This is a genomic window from Methanohalophilus portucalensis, assembly GCF_002761295.1.
Lineage (GTDB): Archaea > Halobacteriota > Methanosarcinia > Methanosarcinales > Methanosarcinaceae > Methanohalophilus > Methanohalophilus portucalensis.
Genome location: NZ_CP017881.1, coordinates 1,406,897 through 1,423,153, shown reverse-complemented (window position 1 = coordinate 1,423,153; position 16,257 = coordinate 1,406,897). Strand labels below are relative to the sequence as shown.

Here is a 16,257-nt window from a genome sequence, read left to right as displayed (position 1 = left end):
CATCAAGCCTCTGACACAAATATTTCTTCCTCGACTTCATTGCAGATGTGAATGAATGCATTTAATTCTTCCTTACTGAACATGGGCATAGGGGAATTCGTACCAAAGTTGGTGAAAGGAGCATTCCAGAGGTTAGAGAATTCGACATGTTGTTTTCTCAGGAAAACAGTCTGAAGGGTTCGGATGAAATTGAGTTGATCTGCACTGTATTGCTTATTATTTTCAATAATAAAAGTATCAAAGGCATCTTTAATCACATGATTGGGTGAAGGATATTCGTAAAGGCCCAGGACATGTTTTATGAAGTCCACAAGGGTTGAATTATTCCTTTGCAGTATCTGATTTATCTTTGAGATATCCAGAGAAAGTTCTGAATTATAAAGAGTTTCTTCAAGTTCATCCAGATCGTTCTCTGTGAGAGGCTCATCATTTTTTATCTTGATGATAACAGGATGGGTGTCTGCAAGTTCCTGAATCCAGTTTTCCACCTTTTCCTTGTAAGCGGTTTCGTATTCAGCCTCTTCCTCGTTCAAAATCCACTCCTTTCTTTCCTCTATTGTATCTCCCATATCGATTACAATAGTCTCCCTGGGCTCTTTGGCCATGTAGGGCATCAGAGGGGCGATTTCATCAACCATCTTTTTGGCATCTTCAAAATCCACACCATTCCAGAATGAACGGGCTAATACATCATCAAGCAAGTCCTCTTTGTCCTTTACCTTATCAATTGTTCTTGGAAGTTGATCAACCATTTTGGCAATCGGTTTTTTGAGACGTTCGATTTCATGCTGATTATTTTGGAGGACCGCATAAGCCAGTTTTTCACACTTTAATGTGAAATTGGCCTCATTCAGATTGACACCTGGCTTGAATTTCATCAAATGCATGATTTTTTTCTGCAGGAAATCTATTGGATCAAGACCAACATTGTCCCATAGTTTAGGTGAAAGGGCTTTCTCCACATCCTGAAGATGTTCCTTTACACTCACAGAATCCATTGGCAGGGCTTTGATATCCTCGATGACTGTTTCCTTTACATCTTCTGCCAGGTCATCATTACCACGCTGCATCAATTCATCAAGTTGCTTGAGTCTGAACAGGAAAATACGGTTTGTGATAGCCTCAGAGGATTCGTTTTTGGCACCTTTAGGATTCATCTGCCAGTATTCGAAGTTATTCCAGAAATCAAAGACTTTGAAATATTCTTTCTCTCCGTTGGGTAACCACTCCCGATACTCACATGCCGCATCAGCCCGTGTACCTCTTCCCAGCATCTGCCAGAACTTTATTTTTGAAAACACAGGTTTTGCAAACACAAGGTTACAGATTTCAGGAACATCAATACCTGTATCCATCATGTCAACAGATATTGCAATCCTTGGATAATCCTTATCCCGGAATTCTTCGATCAACTCCGATGCTCTTGAATCCTCGGAGATTATCCTTTTTGCAAGTTTTCCCTTATATTCAGGATAGAGTCTTTCAAACGCTTCCCATAATCTCAGGGCATGCAGTTTTGATATTGCAAAGAAAATGGTTTTGGCAGGCAATGTTCCCGTCTGGTCAGGAAGACAATTCTCCATAAATTCCCTGACAATTGCCTCAGATGTTCCTTTTACAGCAACTTTCTTCTCAAGTTCTGTGCCCTCAAAGTTAATTGTATCAGGGTCAATGCCTTTTTTGATCAATTCCTCTCGCTCTTCGGGGCTCAAGTCATCAGGCTTTACACCTTCTATCTGGAAATGAGTCCGTGCACCGGCTACATTTTTACGAAAATCGCAAAGAACTCCATCCCTTACAGCCTCATCATAAGAATAGAGGGCAGTAGGAGCGTTATCTTCACATTCAAAAAACCTGAAAGTGTCTCTCTCAACAAGGTCTGCCGGGGTGGCTGTAAGACCTATCTGAATTGCATCAAGGTATGTGAATATTCCCTTCCATTTGGAGTAAATGGATCTATGCGCTTCATCTGAAAATATAAGATCAAATTCTCCGGGCGAAATTATGTATTGTCCGTTTTTACCTTTCTGATTATATATTTCCTGAAACGTTTGAATTGTGGATACATACAATCTTTTATGAGGATCATAGTTGCCTGAAAGGATTTTTTCTTTTGATTCATCCGGGAAGAATTTCATGAAACCTTTATCATAAGCCTGTTTTCTAAGGCCTTTACGATCAGTTAAAAATAAAACTCTCTGGACACGTTCCTCACGGATTAGTTGATCGATAATTGCCATTGCAACCCTGGTTTTACCTGTACCAGTTGCCATTACTATCAGGGCTTTTCTATGGCCTTTGTGGATATGCTCAACAATCCTCTTTGCAACTTCTACACTTTTTGATCTGTCAACAATGTCCTTACTTATTTCAATATCATGGTCAATTTTGCTATTCTGAATCTGGAATTTGAATCTTTGAAGGTCTTTTTGGGTGTGGAATCCTTTTATCTGCCTCATTGGATAGCGTTCCCTATCCCAGAACCAAATTTGGTATCCATTCGAAAGAAAAATAAAAACATCCTTGCCAATTTGTGCTTTTATGTCATCGGCATATTCTTCAGCCTGTTTTTGGCCCAGAACTGGATCTTTAGAAGTCCTTTTTGCTTCGATTATAGCGATTGGATCGCCCAGGTCATCAAGAAGCAGGTAATCGGCATATTTACTTTCAGATTTGTTTTTGCGGGTTTCGTTAACCTGTTTATAGACTTGTTTGTTAAAATCGGATTGCTTTGTATCAACTTCAACGACAACTTTTGACCTATCTGAAATGTCCCATCCATGTTCTTTGAGAAGGACGTCTATCTTTTGTTTTCTGGTTTCTAATTCATTAAGGTCAATCATTAGACTTCACTTCCACATAATTAATTAATATAATTATCAATAAAAGGCTTCAATGAAACCCAAGCTTCAAGAAGTTCAATGAATGCATAAAGAGATAAATTATAAACTCCTATCATTTGATGAAAATCATTATAAAAATTAAATGTAGTTTCAAAATTTTTACGGAATGCTGCAGGGTGTCTTTTTTTATTAGAAATTGTTCTTATAATTTCTACAACACCTGCAGCATAATAAGGTTCATAGCCTATATTTTTACTATAGGAGAGTTTTTCTAAATCTTTATATTGTTTACCCCAGTACTCCCTATTTGGTTTCCAGTCTACAGAATTTGCAAAAATAAATACTTTTATTTCGTCAAGATTTGATTCCAACAAATTTACTTCTCTTGGATTAATGATACTGGTATAAGAAGGTGCTTTTTTTAGGGCATTAATAAAATTAAAGAACCTAATTAATTGACCTACTCGGACAGAGACATTTTTATCAGATATATTTTCAACTACTATGTATTCTTTAAAACTGTCAGTTAATCTGTAAAAAACCTCACTTAATATCACTATTAGATCTTCCATGACAAATTGACTATCAGAAGCCAGTCTTCTGTAACCTTCTTCAAATAAATATTGGCCTACGTCCTGCAGGTCTTCATTTCCGCCAATTTTATCCAACAAATAACTGAATTCATTTTGAGAATTTAGCATAATTGTTTGTTGTGTATTTTGGAGTAATACCTCTTTCAAACTATCTTGGTCTAGGGATTCTTGAAAACTCGTCACGATCTTTACCCCCAAAATATCAGTCAAACAAGCTACTTACTTTCGATTTCAGTTCTAATTCCACTTGAGTTAACCTTTTTTTAAGATCTCGGGATTCTTTTTGAAGTTTTTTTATTTGTTCAATGCTTTTTCTTTGACTCGATACATTTATATATGGCACCTCCAAAGAACCCACTTTTTTCGGTGCAATATAACCAATGGTTGTTCCAGTTATATTACTCAAAATTTGAGCTGTAAGATATTCCGATTGTAAAGCAAGATAAAGATAATCTGTATCAACCACATTTTTGTGAGGTCTCAATATGATTAATGAATTAGATACCAAACTATTTGCCGAATTATCATCGATAACCCCTATTTTACCTATAGTTCCTTTTACTGAAAACAGTATATCTCCGGGACGAGTCATTACTGCATTCGGAGACTTTTCACAAATCCACTTAATAGAAGATGTGTCTATTAAACCATCTTTTATATCCATTGTTCTTACATACTTGTATGAATTGTCTGAAGGGTATTTTTGATACTTCTTCGTGGTGTCTTTGTATTTTGGTTTAATAATGTCGCAAATTCGATTTAATTTTTTTATTTCATATTTATTATTTATCAGTTCACGCATAGATTGTAGTTTCGGATTGAATCTTTGGACGTCAAAATCTTCATGTAGATCTTCTTTTTTAACCTGATTTATGAGAGGTGAAACACTTTGGACTGTTTTACCCAATCTATAATCATAATACTTTTCAATTACATATTTTATATCTTCCATAGATTCGTCGAGAAAATTCAAATGTGCAACAAAAACACCATTATCTTTGGAATTTTTATTTTTAAGTAAAAGCACTGAACCATCAATTCCTGAATATGGCTTGAAAGCTTGTGATAAATTAAATACAGCATCTATATCGAAGTGATTAAGGATAGATTTTCTGGCTTTTTCTCTTTTTTTTGTAATAAGTAGGCTTGATTCACCAAAAAGGAAAAATGTTCCTTTCTCTTTTAGAATATTTTTTGCTAAAGTTATATGAGTCTGAATTGAATTATCTTTTTTAAACCCAAAAGATTCCATAGAATATATGAAATCAAATGCATCAGAAAAAGAAGATGAAATATTCTCTACCTGCGAATGTCCTAAATGTAAGTAAACATTCTGATTTATTGGATATATACGAAGAAACGCTAACTTCAATGATTCTTTATTTTCGGAGTATAGATGTACATTACCTTCGAATTTATTTTGTCTAATGATTTCTTTAAAAAGACTAATTCCAGAGCAATTCAAAGAAAGAATATTACCATTTTTAGGTAATTGTACCATTTTAGCTAATTCAAGAGAATACTCTGGAGCAATGTCAAAATAACCATTATAATTATTCTTACGTGTATTAATTAATATATTTAATAAAAAATCACATATTTGTTTTGGATTCACATCTAAATGGTTAATTTCAGAAATATTTTGATTTTCTATTTCTCCATTATAGATTAATTCTGGGTATTTTTGGCTAACAATTTCATTATAATCATCAACATCCCTTAAAGTGTGATTTGGAGAAAGATATTTTGCTATTGCAGATATACTTAATAGATCAACTAAGTAATTTGTGTTATATTTAGACTGCACACTGTTTGCAAATTGGACAAGGGGGTTTTGATTTGTTATTTTCATATTCTATCTTCCGAAAAATTATAAATTTATATTTTTAACATGTATTTTTGGTTTTTTCATGTGTATCAAATAATTCATTTCAAACAGTAATAATCAATAATAATTTATTTGTAATGAATTTTGCTAAAAATAATTTCCATTCTTATTAACAATATCGAAAATAATAACCTTTTTTAATTTTAAAAGATAGATACATAGACATGAAGGAGATGGAGCATATCCATATTATAAGTGCTGGGGAAAGTGTACATAAAACATTCCCAAAAGCTGTAAATGAATTCAAAATAGATCATGTAATAATTGTTGCTGAAGAAGATATATTTAAAAAACCGAACAATGGCCGCAATTCTTCAATAATAAATGCAATAAATGAAGTGCAAAATCTTGCATTTATACTAGAAAAATCATTTGAAATAAAAAATATTCCAAGTATTACATTAGAAGCCATAAGAGACGCAATCTTAGAAATATTTACCACATATAATAAATCAAATTTTTATTTTAATATTACTGGTGGTACTAAAATATTATCAAATGGATTATTTATGATGTCAATTTGGATTAATGGGGAAACTTATTATATTGATGAAAACGGTTCTGTTCAAATTTTAACAACCCCAAAAATCAAAATAGAAAATGTTGGAAAAAATACAAATTATGTTATTCTTTTGAACATATTAGCCAGTCACAAGAATCCAGGTATATTACAAAAACATCTTTTTATAAAAATGAAAGAGGAATATAAACCCATAAGAGAAAATAATAGGAAAATGAAAAGAAATCTTTCTAGAGGAACTCTTTCAAAATGGATCAATGATTTATATAAATGGGGTTTGCTTTGCACTAACTATGCAAAGGATAACAAAAAAGAAAAAGTAATAAATATTACAAACGATGGACTTTTTGCATTAAATTTTATCAAAGCCTCAAATAATCAAAATTAATCTTCCAATGAAAAAATATATTATTTTTTAGTGTAATTATGCCATTATAACTATTTTAATTTTTAATATGCTATAATAAATAATCTATTAATATTATACATAGCCTATTATTTAAGATCGTTGCATTTTTCTAGCCTACCTATAACCCAAAAAACAGATGCGGGGAGTGGGATTCGAACCCACGAACTTCTACAAGACAGGGTCCTAAGCCCTGCGCCTTTGACCTGGCTGGGCAACCCCCGCAAAAAGATTGAAAAGTATTGCACAGATTTCCGTATCCACAACCTGTACTTATCGTACGGCTGTGTGGAAAGTGGTCTTACATGGGCACACATAGATATTAATGTTGCGCAAAAATATCATTCAATCCTTGTGGCAATCTCATGACGTTTCAGGAAATCCGGTACCCAGGGCGGGTCATAGCTTAGCCGGAAGAAAGTACCTTTGCGGATGTAATCATGGGAATCCAGGAATTGTTCCAGATAACTGCGTTTATGGGAAATGATGGCATCTGAAATGCTGCCCTTGAACTTAACCACTGCAATCCTGCGAGGGGACAGTGTTTGCAGGACCACATCCTCTGAGAGAGGGGCAGGTGGTTTTGTAGAAGTAAATTCTTCGGGTAGCACAAAAGCCATCTCCATCCCCTCTTCCTGAGGATAACAAGTAATCACAGGAGTGGTCATTGAAATCTTCAGCTGTTTTTCATTGGAGCCGAAGATGTATGCAGCTATTTTCCTGAAAGCCTCTTTCGAACTCGATGCATTCGTCCTGGCAATCACCATTTCCGGATAATAACGAATTTCGATATCATCGGCCTGCTTCTCCAATACCTCATATTCAGCAGTAGGAACCCCCATAATCAAACCCCATTATACATGAGCACCAAACACTAATCAATGTTTCGAACTGATCATTGATTCCTGGCAACCTTGCGGTTAATTCTCTCCAGAACCTTTTCACTGCGAAGTTCTCTCAAAGCATCCGAAGCAATCCACCGGGCACTTTTGGAATCAATCTCTCCCACACGTTCAGCACATTCTGTGGCCCTGTTATTAAGGTATAGGCTACGTTTTCCTATCTGGCGCAGGGCCCAGTTCACAGCCTTTTTCACCATATTGCGCCCGTCGACAGCTTCACGTTCAATTACCGGGAAAAAGGCAAGAAAGGGTTCATCAGGAGCCTGCTTATCGCTTACAGCCAGCCGGGCCATCATAACAAACCCGGCCCTTTTGACAATCTCCTCCTGTTTACCACTCCACTCGAAGGCCTTGTGCCAGGCAAGAGATGTCTTTTCAAACAGGTTCATGCAACACTGATCGCATATCTCCCAGTAATCAAAATCACTCACCCACATATCCATCTGTTCTGTCGTGACCTTTGAAGGTTCGTCCACCATACTGGCAAGGATGCGAGTCTCCCTCAGGTCTATTTCCCATAGGGCAAGGGCCAGTTCATGATCTTTTCCGACCTCCTTTGCAATGCTGCGAAGAATCGGTATCGAAACTCCCAATGCTTCAGATGGTGTGATACCATACTTTTTCATACCATCCACAGCATCAGGATTGGCATACTCATGCAACTTTTCAAGAATAGTATCGGTTGTTGTCATGAAAAGACATCAAATAATTACACATAAATATCTTTGTCCAAAAAACAGGATTGAAAGAAAAAGAGAATGCGTCGACCGGGATTCGAACCCGGGTTTAGGGCTTGGAAGGCCCCAGTCATAGCCACTAGACCATCAACGCTCACTGCAACCTCTTGATAGTATTTTTCAGATATAACCCTTTCGGCCATGCCACAATACATGTTTTGCCAGCAACAGAATACAATTACAGGGAATAGGTTTCCCTCATTTCCCTGATAGCATCCCTCAGCCGGGCTGCTTCCTCGAATTCCAGGTTGCGGGCAGCCTCATGCATCTCCGCCTCCATATCAATAAGCATGCTGTTGGCCTCCATTTTGGAAAGGCCCATGTCAACCCCGGCAGCAGGAGTGGATACCTCTTCAGCCTCCACAATTTCACGCTGAATTTCCTTCATTATACTGGTCGGTGTGATGTTATGCTTGCGATTAAATTCCAGTTGCAGATTACGCCTCCTTTCCATCTCACTCATTGCGCGGGACATTGAACCGGTTATCCTGTCCGCATACATAATAGCATAAGCATCTACATTCCGCGAAGCCCGGCCAATCGTCTGGATAAGAGAGCGTTCAGACCTGAGAAAACCTTCCTTATCTGCATCGAGTATTGCCACAAGAGCGACCTCGGGAATATCCAATCCTTCACGTAACAGGTTAATCCCCACAAGCACATCAAAAGTGCCCTTACGCAACTCCCGCACAATCTCGGCCCGCTCCAGCGTATCGATGTCCGAATGCATATAGCGCACCCTGATACCCATCTCCAGCAGGTAGTCAGTCAGATCCTCGGCCATTTTCTTTGTAAGGGTTGTCACAAGAGTCCTGTAACCGTTTTCCGATACCTTCCGGACTTCTTCCATCAGGTCATCGATTTGATTTACCACTGGCCTGACCTGGACCGGTGGATCAACCAGCCCTGTAGGACGAATTATCTGCTCCACCACCTGATCGCTCAGTCCCAGTTCATAATCCGCAGGTGTGGCGGAAACATAGACAGCCTTATTGATCCTCTCCTCGAATTCCCTGTAATTCAGAGGGCGGTTGTCATAAGCAGAAGGTAAACGGAACCCATATTCAATGAGAGATTTTTTGCGTGCCCGATCCCCGTTATGCATTCCTCCTATCTGCGGGATAGTCACATGGGATTCATCGATGATGAGCAAATAATCATCCGGAAAGAAATCCAGCAGTGAAGAGGGAGCCTCACCTGGTTTACGGCCGTCAAAATGACGGGAATAATTTTCAATACCACTGCAATACCCAAGCTCTTCTATCATTTCGATATCAAACCTTGTGCGTTGCATGATACGCTGGGCTTCCAGTAATTGACCCTGTTTTTCAAATTCTGCAACTGTATCCTTCAATTCCTCTTCAATAGCTACAAGGGCACGGTCAATCTGTGACTGGGGCATAACAAAATGCTTGGCAGGGTATATTACAACCTGCATATCATCTTCCACTTCACGTACAACCTTGCCGGTCAGGGGTTCAAAATAGGAAATCCTGTCAATCTCATCCCCGAACATCTCTACCCGCACTGCTACATTATCCTGTGCCGGGAAAATCTCAACAGTGTCCCCGCGGGCACGAAAAGTACCCTGGGTGAATTCCACATCATTTCTTTCATACTGGATATCCACAAGTTTACCGAATATCCAGCTCCTGTCAACTTCATCCCCCGGTTTCATAAAAAGGGACATTTCCTGCCATTCCTTGGGAGAACCCAGGTTGTAGATACATGACACACTGGATACAACAATCACATCCCTGCGTTCCATAAGCGACTTGGTGGCAGACAACCTCAACCGATCTATCTCTTCATTGATGGAAGAATCCTTCTCGATATAGGTATCAGTCGTGGGAAGATAGGCCTCAGGCTGGTAATAATCGTAATAACTGACAAAATATTCCACCGCGTTGTCCGGGAAAAAGTCACGGAATTCTGAAAATAACTGGGCTGCAAGGGTTTTGTTATGAGCAATTACAAGAGTAGGCCTCTGCACATTTTGAATGACATTTGCCATTGTGAAGGTCTTACCTGATCCGGTCACACCCAGCAGTGTCTGGTGTCCGAAACCACCATTTATACCATTCGAAAGATTTGCAATCGCCTGTGGCTGGTCACCACGGGGACTGTAGTTTGATACTAGTTCAAACTCCGGCATACTACATCCTATCTGTTGTGAAAACGTATATAATTATACCAATACTACCAGCAAAAGGTAAATAAGCATGAGAATGATGGCAAGCACCATCGCCTGTTTAGAAGTCTTGCTGTCTGAGCCAAAAATTATCGGCAGGGGGCCGATCATGATCACCCCTCCACTTTTGACATCGGTACGTGAAGAATCCCTTTCATCACATGTATGGATTCCATTCACATGACCATGTGTCTGTGATGACGACTGTTTTTTGTGAAATACATTTTGTTCATAGACACCGCGCATTATCAGGAAAGTCCCAATTCCAATAAAGGCCATTCCCCCGTAAACAAGTATATTCCCGATCAACGGTTAGTCCTCCATAAAAAAATGTAGATCGCAAATATTAAGAGTCCTAATAGAAGCATTGAATAGGAAACACCTTCAGAAGAACCTATCACAATGGGAATAGGACCAATCAGTACAAGCCCGCCAAATTCGGGCTGGGCTCCATTTTCATAAATCGCTTTTGTAATAAAACCTAAAAACAGTAGAAAAAAGCCGATTGCAGTCAGCACGAAACCCTTTGTTATAGAATTTTCTGCTGAGTTCATGAGAAAAGATTAGATTTCAGATATTAAATATCATGTCCTCTGAATGTAACCAGGAGAAAAGGACTGATGAACTGAAGATTGCTCTTCCATATCGCCCACATAGAGATACTCCCGATTGGTGCGATTACCCCGCCTTTGGAGAAGATTTTTACGGTACATCCGGGAAAGGTATGTGGACACAGTGCTCAGTTTGATCGGGCCATAAACCTGCTCATACTGATGCTGTATTTCCTGTGAAGTACCCCACATACGTGGAAACTCGTATTTCAGGAATAATTCGAGTCTTTCACTTATTGTCAACGAAGGATCTGATTTTGATTTATTCACCTGTTGAGAAGAAAAGGACCGGTTTACACTACCACTTTGCTGTCCTTGCTGGACATGAGGTGGCTGGGACATCGATGGTGTCTGGGTGGTGGGTTGCATGGGAGGTAGTGGTTGTGGCATCATCGACGGGTAGTAAACCGGTGGGTAATACATTGGATTATAGTAATGTTGTGCGGGCATAGGCGGATAATTTGGAGGGACCATCTGTGGTGGAACCTGCTGTTGTGATGGATATTGAGCACCGGAATGTGAAGGTGTGTTTACTTCATGACTGTTTTGTGATTGTGAAGAAAGGTTAAAAGATGAAGATTCTTCCGATGGAGGTTGCGCCTCACCAAACATGTTGATAAACTGGATCGAGCGATTCTGCCAAGTATCTCCTTCAAATTGGACTCTGGCAACCTCGTTGTCATCATCATCGAATAACTCGAGTCGGATCTTCATCTTTCAGCCTCTGCATAAGTCCATTCATCCCCTCAGATGCAATGGAGTGCAAAGCCATTCATCCCCTCAGATTTATGGTTTGCATTGTTTAGATTGAATTGTGAATCGTTATTACAATTTCACACATCCATTATATGCAATAGTTGATATGATAAGATCATATATAAGTCTTTTGTTATATATTTGTTTTAAACTGTTTTTTACTTGTGAAAAACAATAAAATAAAACTAAACAATTTAAAAACTTATATTTTATCTTATTCACAACAAGCAAAGAGGACAATGTGATATAAATATTATCATATCGTGTCTTTTGCTCCAATGGAAATAAAGGGGTTTGTTTTTATCTGTATAGAAGTGTGAAACAGATCATATAGAAGGACAATAGGTGCAAAAACACAGATAAGAGTCATAAAAACATAGGTTAAAATACATAAAATACGCCCAGATAATACCTGAAAACAGGAGTGGATTTATATTCGATGATATGCATAGGGACGCATTATGTCCGATGCAACTGCAAATACTCCTATTGAAAATACCAATAACACTGTTGATACTGCAGAGGAGATGGACTCTGAGATCGAATCACTCAAAAAGGAAAATGAGGAACTACGAGTCCAGAGTGAATCTATGAGAGCAAAGCTTCTTGAAGCAAATATGCTGGCAAACAACTACCTCGAGGAAATGGAAAAACTCAAGGAACAACTCGAGCGTATTACATCACCCCCCCTTTTCATTGCAACTGTCATGGAAACCGAAGATGACATGGCACTTATCCGACAGCATGGTAACAATCAGGAAGTCGTTACACAGATCCCCGCAGAATTCAAGGATGAAATCGAACCTGGTGTGAGAGTATCCATCAATGCTGCATTTTCCATTGTATCAATAATGCGTAAAGCAACTGACATGCGCGCCCAGATAATGGAAGTAATCAATTCCCCTGATGTAGATTATGATATGATAGGCGGGCTGGATGATGTCCTCAACGAGGTTATCGAATCCGTAGAGATGCCCCTTACAGAACCCGAACTGTTCGATAAGATCGGTATCGAACCCCCATCCGGCGTTCTTATGTACGGTGACCCCGGAACAGGAAAAACACTGATTGCCAAAGCAGTGGCATCCCGTGCACATGCAAGTTTCATACGCATGTCCGGTTCGGACCTGGTCCAGAAATTCATCGGAGAAGGAGCAAGGCTTGTGAAAGATGTGTTCCAGATGGCCCGGGACAAATCCCCGTGCATACTGTTTATTGATGAAATTGATGCAGTTGGAGGAATGCGTACCCATGACGGAACCACAGGTTCTGCAGAAGTAAATCGTACAATGCTCCAACTGTTGTCCGAGATGGATGGATTCGAGCCACGCGGCCAGGTCAAGATCATAGCGGCCACAAATCGTATAGACTTGCTTGACCCGGCACTTCTTCGCCCGGGAAGGTTTGACAGGGTGATCGAGGTCCCAATACCCGATGATAAAGCTCGCGAGGATATCCTCAGGATCCACACCCGCCACATGAATCTTGCAGATGATGTGGATATGACCAAACTTGCAAAGATGGCCAACGGCCTGAGCGGAGCAGACCTCAAGATCATTGTCAAGGAAGCAGGGATGTTTGTCCTGCGTCGCAGAGGCGAACAGATCACCATGAAGGATCTGACTGAAGCCTTCAACAAGGTCACAACGGAAGAAGAACAGAACACATCAAGCGGGATGTTTGCCTAACCCCGCTTCTTGTTTTTACAAAAGCTTAATATAACATAAATTGCTTTAGAATTGTGCCCTCATGGCAATGCGCTCCGATAGTGTAGCACGGCCAATCATACAGGACTCTCACTCCTGTGACTCGGGTTCGAATCCCGATCGGAGCATCTATTCACTCTTTTCTACAAAGTTATTTCCTGCTGCTACTTAATTCGGTACTTTTTAACTGCACGCAGTTATTTTAAAATTTATAGGACTGTTTATAATATTTGGAATATATGTCCATTGTGATAATGTTAAAGCATATAGGGATATCAATGGTTAGAATAAATCGGGCCAACTTCTTCCAGAGTATCAACTTCTGGAGAATAATGCACATTATCCCCTGCAACAACCCGTTTTGAAATTTCAATTTCCATTTGCCTCATGAACTCATCCACAGTATTGCCCATAAGGATAACAGGCAGTCCTACCCTGACCATTTCATCGAGCACTTCTCCTGCATCCGCATCAGCATGGAATTGGCGGATAGGTGCCCTGATATTCCTGGCAAACGCTTTTGTGGTGCGGCCACCCATGAAAACCTCATCAATGTATCCTTTCTCAAAAAGGTGATTGAGATATTTCACAAATGAATATGACCTGCCCCTTCTTTCATCCCTCAGGTAAACAAAGGGTAAAATCTTCTCCTTACCTGCAAGCTGGCGACGTATCATTTCCGTACTTTCCACATCATTCACTTCAGCAGCATTAAAAAGTACACCCGATTCAAGTTCAACCCAGCGAGGTTGCATTGACTGCAGGTAAGAATCCAACTCTTCATCAGGGATAGGATCACTGCCCATTTCATTAAGCACATAATTTAACCCATAAACAGTTTCAACACCAAGCAGCCCCCTGTGTACCTCCGGAATTTCTACATTTATTGCAGTAGCTCCACGTTTTTCAATTTCTTTTTTCATATAATCCTGCAATACGGGATTCTGTTCACAGTTAATAACCACAGTATTTCTAGGAACTGAGCGGGCAAAGGATCTTGCGATTTCACGCTTATCTTGGCCCAGGGTGGAAAGATGGTCCTGTCGCACATTGGTGATCACAATAATACGCGGTTTCACAAAAATCTCATTAACCATTCTTGTGGTGTATTCAGTTATAGCCTGGTTTTCAATAATGGCAACATCCTGTCGTTCATCAGGAGTATAGGACTCTATTACGGGCACAAATTCCTTGTACCCGTGGATATTTTCATATAACATAACATTTGGACCCAAACGTTCGATCGGTATTGCATAACCATTAATTATAAGATGGGGGCGATTGCCGGTAACCTTGGCCAATGTGTTATAACCACGTCTTGCTAGTATCTCAGAAAGACGACTAACAGTAGAAGACTTACCACGAATGCCGACAACATCGATACGCATGTCAGTCATTTTCAGCAGGTCGCGGTGCTTAGCACCTCTTTTAAGGAAACATTTTAAGCATTTCAGAGGACCTCTTTCCCCTACTTTGATGGTTAGCAGGTCATCACTTTCATCCATTACAAAGCTTTTTTCTGCACCCATCATATCAACTAACAATGATCGGCGCATTTTTTCCGCTTCTTCGGATAACTCGAAGTGTTTAGCACTACATGCAAGCGTATTGCCGGAACAGAATGTCAACTGCCAATCCTCTGCATCAGCATGGACAACTTCCATTGAAGGAGTATTATTCAAAGGCACATCACGATAAGCGTTTACCCCTGCCAGTTTTGCCGCCAAGGCGCGCACCCTATCGACTTCCCACCAGGCATCGGAAGACTTGGAGAAAGTTTTACCACTGTAAACAAGAATGTCTTCAGCGCTGCGCAATCTCCAGGTCCACTTACCATTTTTGTTATATATTTCATAAATAGCCCGCTTCATTCATCCCCCTCCGAGAACAGGGAAGCATCCCATACAGTTTTTTCCAGGGGTTTACCTACCCAGTTGATTTTCACAAAGGCTATTGATATAGCAAAGGCCAAAAAGGCCAGAAATACCTGATAGATTCCCAACTCATTGAATAATCCCCCTTGTTGGCCTTGCCCTAATACGGCAGCCAGAATTAGGAGAGGAGCCAGGATGGATACCTGTAAGGGAATGAACAATTTCCTCTCAGCAGGAGGAGTGACATGCAGATTATAGGCATTAAGACCAGCAATCAAACCCAAAAAAAAGATGGACAAACCACGGGATACCGGGAAAATGAATACAAAAGGAATTGTTAGCGCCAGAGAGACAGAAGTTCCAAGCCCTATGAGATTTCGCCCATAAAGCAGAGTTGCTTTCTGGATTATAGTTATACATATGAAAGAAGCAATCAGGTTGAAAAAGTAAAGCATCAGGAACCACTTGTTTTCCAGACTGAAGATAGCCAGGATGGCCATTGAAACCACTCCTACACGAATTCCATAGGATTGCCTGACAATTTCCGAAAATGCCAGAGAAACGATGAACAGGATAAAAGCAGAAAAGCGGTTCATAATTGAAGAGGCAGGATAAACATCCACTGCAGCCTGTTTTAATAAAGCTAGATCTGATGTAGGGCTGAAAAGAATTGGCGGAGTGAGACTGCCAATTGTTTCAGCTATAAAGGGATTGATCAGCACCCAGGCTGCTGCGACCAGCCCCAGGAAAATACCTATAGAAGTCAATATATCCGCTACCCTGTATTGAGGCTTTATACGGGAATAATTATAAGCCGCCAGCCCGGGAAGAATACTACCGAAGAATACAACATCAGTGAAATCGTAACCAATACCCTTCAGGGAGAAAAGGCCCAGCACTGGAAATACCGAACCCATCAGTAATGTTGCAACGAGTTCATTCCTTCCATATATCATTGTATTCTTCTGCAGGTAGAGAAGGCCCATATAAGCAATAATGACACCTACGATGAATAATGGCAACATTAAGAAATTTTTGCATGTATAGATGGCAAGCACAGGAACAACAATAACCCCTCCTAGACGGTAACCAAACAACTGGGTCAATATGATTACTTCCAGAATTCCAATTATCGCCAATATTACCGCAATAAGCATAGATAATAGATTGCGTTAAATATATATTAGTTTTATCAGGCGATTAATGCAGACAGTTGTCTGCTTTACCATA

Annotated in this window: 13 protein-coding genes and 3 tRNA genes; 3 read left to right on the top strand and 13 right to left on the bottom strand. The window is 39.7% G+C overall.

All coding sequences use genetic code 11. The annotated features are described in order from the left end of the window. Nucleotides 1-2: 2 nt before the first annotated feature. Genes BKM01_RS07350 through BKM01_RS07340 form a run of 3 tightly spaced genes read right to left on the bottom strand, consistent with a single transcriptional unit; the run spans nt 3 to nt 5,288 of the window. Nucleotides 3-2,843 (bottom strand): type I restriction endonuclease subunit R, encoded by a 2,841-nt coding sequence (locus BKM01_RS07350; RefSeq protein WP_072359159.1) that lies wholly within the window; start codon nt 2,841-2,843, stop codon nt 3-5. A 20-nt stretch (nt 2,844-2,863) separates the two neighbouring features. Further along, the gene (locus BKM01_RS07345; protein ID WP_143744122.1) at nt 2,864-3,619 is read right to left on the bottom strand and encodes a hypothetical protein; all 756 of its coding nucleotides are present in this window, start codon (nt 3,617-3,619) and stop codon (nt 2,864-2,866) included. A gap of 19 nt (nt 3,620-3,638) precedes the next feature. Then, nucleotides 3,639-5,288 carry a restriction endonuclease subunit S domain-containing protein gene (locus BKM01_RS07340; protein WP_072359153.1) on the bottom strand — a complete coding sequence of 550 codons (1,650 nt, stop codon included), beginning with the start codon at nt 5,286-5,288 and terminating at the stop codon, nt 3,639-3,641. 200 nt (nt 5,289-5,488) lie between these two features. Between BKM01_RS07340 and BKM01_RS07335 the strand changes: the two genes are divergently transcribed. Next, nucleotides 5,489-6,232 carry a hypothetical protein gene (locus BKM01_RS07335; protein WP_072359151.1) on the top strand — a complete coding sequence of 248 codons (744 nt, stop codon included), beginning with the start codon at nt 5,489-5,491 and terminating at the stop codon, nt 6,230-6,232. A 158-nt stretch (nt 6,233-6,390) separates the two neighbouring features. Here the strand turns inward: BKM01_RS07335 and BKM01_RS07330 are convergent. From BKM01_RS07330 to BKM01_RS07295, 8 genes are all read right to left on the bottom strand, one after another. Further along, nucleotides 6,391-6,475, bottom strand: a tRNA-Leu gene (locus BKM01_RS07330). Nucleotides 6,476-6,591: 116 nt separating this feature from the next. Then, on the bottom strand, nt 6,592-7,092 hold the full coding sequence (locus BKM01_RS07325) for an SOUL family heme-binding protein (RefSeq protein ID WP_072359148.1): 501 nt from the start codon (nt 7,090-7,092) through the stop codon (nt 6,592-6,594). 53 nt (nt 7,093-7,145) lie between these two features. Further along, a complete protein-coding gene (locus BKM01_RS07320) occupies nt 7,146-7,844 on the bottom strand; it encodes a DNA alkylation repair protein (RefSeq protein WP_072359146.1) in 699 nt (232 codons plus the stop codon). Nucleotides 7,845-7,911: 67 nt separating this feature from the next. Next, nucleotides 7,912-7,983 (bottom strand) — tRNA-Gly (locus BKM01_RS07315). 84 nt (nt 7,984-8,067) lie between these two features. Next, on the bottom strand, nt 8,068-10,044 hold the full coding sequence (uvrB, locus tag BKM01_RS07310) for an excinuclease ABC subunit UvrB (protein WP_072359144.1): 1,977 nt from the start codon (nt 10,042-10,044) through the stop codon (nt 8,068-8,070). Between the two features lie 33 nt (nt 10,045-10,077). Continuing rightward, the gene (locus tag BKM01_RS07305; protein WP_072359142.1) at nt 10,078-10,389 is read right to left on the bottom strand and encodes a TIGR00304 family membrane protein; all 312 of its coding nucleotides are present in this window, start codon (nt 10,387-10,389) and stop codon (nt 10,078-10,080) included. Then, nucleotides 10,386-10,634 carry a TIGR00304 family membrane protein gene (locus BKM01_RS07300; protein ID WP_072359140.1) on the bottom strand — a complete coding sequence of 83 codons (249 nt, stop codon included), beginning with the start codon at nt 10,632-10,634 and terminating at the stop codon, nt 10,386-10,388. The genes BKM01_RS07305 and BKM01_RS07300 overlap by 4 nt, the downstream gene beginning before the upstream one ends. Nucleotides 10,635-10,664: 30 nt before the next feature. Further along, on the bottom strand, nt 10,665-11,405 hold the full coding sequence (locus tag BKM01_RS07295) for a hypothetical protein (RefSeq protein WP_072359138.1): 741 nt from the start codon (nt 11,403-11,405) through the stop codon (nt 10,665-10,667). Nucleotides 11,406-11,908: 503 nt separating this feature from the next. Between BKM01_RS07295 and BKM01_RS07290 the strand changes: the two genes are divergently transcribed. Beyond that, nucleotides 11,909-13,135, top strand: a complete 1,227-nt coding sequence (locus BKM01_RS07290) for a proteasome-activating nucleotidase (protein ID WP_072359136.1) — start codon at nt 11,909-11,911, stop codon at nt 13,133-13,135. 71 nt (nt 13,136-13,206) lie between these two features. Next, nucleotides 13,207-13,281 (top strand) — tRNA-Glu (locus BKM01_RS07285). A gap of 147 nt (nt 13,282-13,428) precedes the next feature. Here BKM01_RS07285 and BKM01_RS07280 read toward each other — a convergent pair. Both BKM01_RS07280 and BKM01_RS07275 read right to left on the bottom strand, forming a co-directional pair. After that, on the bottom strand, nt 13,429-15,024 hold the full coding sequence (locus tag BKM01_RS07280; RefSeq protein ID WP_072359133.1) for a Mur ligase family protein: 1,596 nt from the start codon (nt 15,022-15,024) through the stop codon (nt 13,429-13,431). Then, nucleotides 15,021-16,184 carry a poly-gamma-glutamate biosynthesis protein PgsC/CapC gene (locus tag BKM01_RS07275; RefSeq protein WP_072359131.1) on the bottom strand — a complete coding sequence of 388 codons (1,164 nt, stop codon included), beginning with the start codon at nt 16,182-16,184 and terminating at the stop codon, nt 15,021-15,023. Before BKM01_RS07275 ends, BKM01_RS07280 begins: the two co-directional genes overlap by 4 nt. Nucleotides 16,185-16,257 lie beyond the last annotated feature (73 nt).